Source organism: Roseateles sp. P5_B10 (assembly GCF_056400485.1).
Genome location: NZ_JBFULE010000283.1, coordinates 1 through 6,156, shown reverse-complemented (window position 1 = coordinate 6,156; position 6,156 = coordinate 1). Strand labels below are relative to the sequence as shown.

The window sequence follows — 6,156 nt, the reverse complement described above, 5'->3', positions numbered from 1 at the left end:
CACGCCCGCGTTCAGCGGCGCGAGACCGGACGAGGGGCATCAAAACCTGCCGCGCAGGCCGATCTTGAAGGTGCGACCGTCGTACTTCGCATAGTCCATGCGGGTCTTGTTGCCCAGGCCGTACTGGCCGGTGGCATCTTCGAAGTAGTCGTAGGCCAGCGTGTTGGACAGGTTCAACCCCTCCACGCGGATCTCCAGCGAGTCGTTGATCTTGTAGCTGACGTTGGCGTCCAGGTAGCCGCGGCCGGCGCGCCAGCGGATCAGGTCGTCGCCGTTGTTCTTCGGGTTGTCGCTGTGCAGCGAGCGGCCCTTGTAGTTGTAGGACGTGCGGAATGCGAACGGGCCGTTCTCGTAGTACAGCGTGGTGCTGTATGCGTACTTGGGCACGGAGTTCACGTCGATGACGCTGCCCCCATTGGTCGTCCACACCGCGCTGTTGAACGGGTTGATGTGCGTGTAGCTGGCCAGCGCGCCCAGGCCCTTGAAGGGGTCGGGCAGGAAGGTGAAGGCCTGCTGGTAGGCCAGCTCGAAGCCCTTGAGCGTCTGCTTGCCGGCGTTGCTGTAGGTCTTCAGCGTCATCGGCAGCTTGGGATCCACCTTGCCGTTGGCGTCCTGGAAGATGGCGCCCAGCGCCGTGTCAGGCAGGCCCAGCGCGCCGAAGGTGGTTTGCACGCTGTTGCTCGTGGTGGCGTCGGTCAGTTCCTTGCGGAACAGGGCCGCCGACAGCATGCTGCCCTTCTGGAAATACCACTCCAGGCTGGTGTCGAAGTTCTTGGATTTCTGCGGACGCAGGCTGGGATTGCCGGCCGTTGCGGTGTTGTCGAACGGGTTGGGAATGACCGTCTGCGCCGCAATGATGGACAGCGCCTGGCGGCTCAGCGTCTTGCCCCAGGAGGCACGCCAGGTCAGGTTGTCGGTCAGGTCCAGGGCCGAGCTGAAGGCCGGCAGCACGCTGGTGTAGGAGCCCTTCTCCTGGTTCGGTGCATACGTGAGGCTGGCACCCTGCTGCTTGAAGTTGTCGATCAGCGTCTCGGTGCGCGCGAAGCGCACGCCGGCGTTCAGGCGCAGTTCCCGGTCGAACACCTGGCCCCGGAAGTCGGACTGCACGAAAGCCGTGGACACGTTCTCCTGCGCCTTGAAGCTCTGCGCCGGCGTGAAGGTCGCCTCCGAATTGAGGGCCAGCGGGTCGAAGGTGGAGTAGGTGTAGGCGCGGGTGAAGGTACCCCAGGCGTGCGGCCAGCCGGCACCCATGTCGAGGTTGCCGATCGGCAGCACGGAGGTCATGCCCGATCGCAGGCCTGCCGTGCCCAGCGTGTTGAGCTTGGCGGTCGCGGCGGATGTGCCGTTGCGCTTGTTGATCTCCTTGGAGGTCTCGGAATAGGCCAGGCCGGCCTTCAGGTGGCCGGTCCAGTCGCCGGCGAGGGCGTAGTCCCAGTCAGCGACGACGCGGCCCTGGTTGCTCTTGTCTGTCTCACGGGTCCAGCCGGTACCGATGCCGAAACCCTGGAAGTTGGCGGGGTCGGTGTAGCTGGTCGGCGAGGACAGCGACGGATAGACGTGATCGCTGCCGTAGTCGATGGTGGAGTCGACACCGAAGATCTGGCCGGACAGGGTGTCCTGGTAGCTCAGCGCCTTGCTGTTGTTGGTGCTCAGCTGGCCAGTCAGCACCAGTTTGTCGCTGACGCTCCAGCGGGCATTGGCGGCCACGTAGCCGAACTTGGTTTCGTCTTCGCTGTAGGTCGCTCCGCTGCTGTAGGACGTATTGCCGAAGGTGCCGGTCAGCAGGTTGGACGCGGGGTCGATCTTGACGTTCAGCGGAATGAAGCCGTTGTTGCCGCTCTGGCCCGCCGGCTTGGTGCGGTCGGTGGTACGGCTGTTGCGGATCAGCAGGCCGAAGTAGATCTCGTCGCGGGTGTTCTTCAGCTTGGAATAGAGCGTGTCCAGGCTGAAGTTCAGCGTCGGGGTCTTGAACTGCAGCGAGCCCACCAGGCCGTCGCGGGTGCGGTCATTGGCCGAACCGTAGAAGCGGTAGATGCGGGGCAGCAGTGCGTTGTCGACCTGGGCGCGGGTGTAGCTGCCGAGGTTGGCGCGCGGGCTGTCGTAGTCCAGCGCGAAGGCGAAGTTGCCCTTCACGGGACTCTGGCTGGCGCGGGCCGAGCTGTTGTAGCCACCGGTCGCCTCAAAGCCTGAGCGGTTGTTCACGGCGGCGGCGTGCGACACGCCAATCAGCGCGCCCCAGTCGCCCCAGGTGTTGGAGTACAGCGCGAAGCCCATCGGGTCCGTCTTGCCGGACGTGGTGTTGTACGACGCCGTCACGCCATAGCGGATGGTGCGCTTGGGGTTGTCGAAGGGGCGTGGCGTCTGCAGGTCCACCACGCCGCCCATGCCGCCTTCGTTCAGTTCCGCCAGCGGCGACTTGTAGAAGTCCACACGGCCGAACAGTTCGGACGCGAACACGTCGTAGTTGAAACCGCGCACCGCCGAGCCGATGGTGGAAGTGGACACGGTATTGACGAGGGCGCCATTCAGCGTGGTGACGGTGTACTCGGTCGGCAGGCCGCGGATGGAGATGCGCTGCCCCTCACCCGAACTCTCGTCACGGTTCAGGATGATGCCCGGCACGCGCTGCAGCGATTCGGCCACGTTGGCCTCGGGGAACTTGCCGATGTCCTCGGCGACGATGGAATCGCGCACGCCGATGGCCTGCTGCTTCAACGCCATCGACTTCTCGAGACTGGCGCGGAAACCGGTCACGACCACGGTCTCGAGTTTCTGGCCGTCGGGCTTGGYGGCGGCGTCTGCGGCGTCGGGCGCTTTTTCGGCCGCTTGGGCGGGCGCCGCAGCCTGAGCCGCGGCGTGGCCGTAGGCGGCGGCAAGCGCCATCGACACGGCCGAGCAAATCAGGGTTTGTTTCATGTCTCTCTCCATGCCTCAAGGGCTTTTGTCATCAATGTGACTACAAGTTGTTTTTATATCGGCGATGGCTGGATCAGCTTGCTCATCGCAGATTCATTTCGATAACAGCAATATGTGACAACGTTACCATGCGAGCCCCAAAAAAATGGGCTCATGAAACCCTCCACGGCGCCTACAGCGCAGCATGTGATCACGCTTCTTCGGCCCTTGGTTACGTTATGGTAACGTTGCCTCATCGATCTTGAAAGTTGCTTTGGTGCGACATTGCAGGATCATCACCAATGTTCTCGAAGACAGTCAGGGATGCTTGGCAATCTTGGTGACTATCAAACTAGGGGTGTCACGATCTCGCCCCGTTCAGCTTAGTCTCCATGGCGCGAAAGGAGCTATGAATAAGGCGCCGCGAGATATACAAAATTTCAGAGTCAAAGCGCATCGCAGGACGCCACCGGGAAAACATGGCTACTCCGCGCCGAATTCGACCCGGATCGGCGATGCGAYGCGCTTGCGGTAGGCCTCCACATAGCCCTGCCAGGCTTGCGCCGTGGGGATCTCACCCGACCAGTCGACCGCGGCGCCAAGGTAGTAGCGCAGCGGCTGGCCGGTCTTGGCCTTGACGAGGATCAGTTCGTTGTCGGAATCGGCCGCGTAGCCGTCTGCACCCGGCAGCAGGATGGCGACACCAAAGTCACCCGCACTGCGCTGGCGCACCCATTGCATCAGCGTGTCCGGGGCACGGTAAGCAGCGACCGTCGGCGCCTGCTCGGGATAGGCCGGCTTCTTGTTGAGACCCAACGCGACCGTGAGCGTCTGCGGCGTGGCAGTGCTGAAAGTGCTTTCGACTGTGTCGAAAAGATGGCCCGCGTCGACGGTGAATCGCTTCACTTCGCTGACCGCCACACCGCCCGCGTCCCACTTGTCGTAGGTCAACTCGAAAACGGCACGGACGGGCCCGTTCGTGATGACGCGCCACGCCGAGTAGTTGCTGCTTACGAACAGCCGGCTGCCATTCCAGATGCCCGTGCCGCCCGCGCCGCGGGTGCGGCCGACGGCGTACATATCGAGCCCTTCGCCCTCGTCCTTGTGATAGTGGTCGTGGCCCTTGTTGTACCAACGGTCGACGATGAGATAGGACGGCCGCTTGAACCAGATGTCGACACCGCTCGTGACGAGGACTTCCTTGTCGCTCCCGGGCGGCGCCGGCGCGGCCAGCGCCTGGCCGTAGGTGCGGTGCCCGATCCTGTCGTTCTCCCACGCGAAGTCGTCGAGGCGCTCGGGGACATAGCGGGCGAAGGCCTTGACGGGAAACGGCGGCGCAACCGTCGTCGTCTTCTCGACGGTGAAGCGCGCGCTCTGCTCGTTCATGGCGAAGTCATGCTGGAAGATCAGCTCCCCGTAGGCGATGCCTTCGTTCTTCGGGTCTTTCGCCAACGGCGCCACGTTGGTGACTTGGTAGGGCAGCAGGTTGCCACCGGCATCGCGCACAGCGAGCTGATGCAGCAACGCCCCGGGCAGGCGCCGTGCCACTTCGGACCAGGGGACCGCGATCGTCTCGGCCGGCCGCGCGGCCTTCAGCTCGTGCCGGACAGTGACGACCAGGCGCTCCGCCGCGCTGGCGCCCAGCGCGTTCAAGGCCAGCCAAACGGCGAGGAACGCCCGCTTCATCAGTAGCCCACGGCGTAGTCTTTGGGAAAGCGGTTGCTGCTGAACGCCTTCTTCTGCGTCCAGTCCTGCGCCGGTGCCGTCCAGTAGGAGTCGGTCGCGGGCAGGCCCAGCGCGAGCAGGCCCGCCGCGGCGATGTACATGCTGCCGTTGTTGGAGTACCAGTCCCCCAGTTCAGGCCGATGGCCGCGGAACCCGATGGTCAGGAAACCGTCCTTCGTGAAGTTGCCGGGGCCGTCCCAGATCGCCACATGCGCCGCGTGYAGGGCCGAGCGCACCTGCCCCTCCGGCAGCGATCCCGGCAGCTGCTTGCGCCAGGCCAGCAAGGCCAGCGGCTGGAACACGGCGGTGCGGTAGGTCAGCGAGCGGCCGATCGGCGGATAGCTGCCTTGCGGGCCGACGAAACGCTCCAGGTGTTCGCAATAGCGCTGCGCGCGCTTCGTGGCCTGCGCCAGCAGGTCCTCGGGTTTGGCGTTCCAGAACGGCCCCTTGCTGGCCACCAACACCTCGAGGATCTCGAGCAGCATGGGGTACATGACGTAAGAGCAGTAGTAGTCGAAATGGAAGTCCTGGCCGTCCTTGATCCAGCCGTCGCCGACATACCACTCGTTGATCTTGCGGATGGCCCCGTTCATGCGCATCGGGTCGGATTCCTCGCCGATGGACAGCAGCCAGGCCTCGTTCATCGCCGCAAACAGCAGCCAGTTGATGTAGGGCACCTCGATGCGGCGCAGGCCTTTGATCTCGGCCACGATGCGGCCTTTCGTGGCCGCGTCCAGCGGCTCCCACAACACCTTGGGTGCGCGCATCAGCGCGTTGGTGAAATAGGCCGAATCCACCAGCGCCTGGCCATGTCCCTTCCAGGTCAGGTAGTCCGGGCTCTTGGGGTCGACCGCGTTGGCGTAGCTCTGCAGCGCCTGTTGTTGCAGGCGCTGGCGCAGCTTGCCTTCGGCAGTGTCATCCGCCGACAGCGCGAGCCACGGCGAGATGCCCGAAATCAAGCGGCCGAAACATTCGAGGTAGGCGACGGAAGGGTCGCGGCCATCCCAGGTGGGGCTCAACTCGAGCGAAAACTTCTTCTTCAGCTCGCCCCTGGACATCAAGCCCAGCACCGGTTCGGCCATCTGGCGCAGCAGGTTGAGCATGTAGGCACGCTCCTGCCCAGGTGCAGCGGCAGTTGAGGCAGTCGCCGCAGCTGCCGCCTCGCTGGTGGCCAACAGGGCCGGCACGGACGGCCCCAAGGCCGCAGCGCGCATGAAATTTCGACGTTGCACTTTGTCTCCTGGCTGCGCCGTTATTTGTCGAGCAGACGGACCATTTCAGCCCCCGCCAGCAGGAAGGCGCCGACGCCGAAGTGCGACGTGGAATTCTGGTCTACCACCTGCCCCGGAATCGCGCGGTCGCCGATCGGCTGCACATACCCCAGCTTGCCGTCGGGCTGCAGGGCCACGGTCGTCAGGTAATGCCAGCCGCGCTGCGCCGCGGGTAGATACCGGTCCCGCGGCAGCAGGCCATTGTTGATGCCCCACAGCAGCCCGTAGGTGAAGAAGGCCGTCCCGCTGGTCTCGGGGCTCGGGG

At 64.4% G+C, this 6,156-nt stretch carries 4 protein-coding genes; all 4 read right to left on the bottom strand.

Translation table 11 applies throughout. From position 1 onward, the window contains the following. Nucleotides 1–39: 39 nt before the first annotated feature. Nucleotides 40–2,916, bottom strand: coding sequence for a TonB-dependent receptor (locus AC1DU6_RS16990; protein WP_477858475.1), 2,877 nt, complete (start codon nucleotides 2,914–2,916; stop codon nucleotides 40–42). Between the two features lie 462 nt (nucleotides 2,917–3,378). Beyond that, nucleotides 3,379–4,581 (bottom strand): DUF4861 family protein, encoded by a 1,203-nt coding sequence (locus tag AC1DU6_RS16985; protein WP_477858473.1) that lies wholly within the window; start codon nucleotides 4,579–4,581, stop codon nucleotides 3,379–3,381. Next, entirely contained in the window at nucleotides 4,581–5,852 is a 1,272-nt protein-coding gene (locus AC1DU6_RS16980; RefSeq protein ID WP_477858471.1) for a DUF2264 domain-containing protein, read from the bottom strand. The genes AC1DU6_RS16985 and AC1DU6_RS16980 overlap by 1 nt, the downstream gene beginning before the upstream one ends. Before the next feature lie 20 nt (nucleotides 5,853–5,872). After that, nucleotides 5,873–6,156 (bottom strand): glycoside hydrolase family 88 protein (locus AC1DU6_RS16975; protein WP_477858469.1); only part of this gene is annotated, 284 nt, incomplete at its 5' end.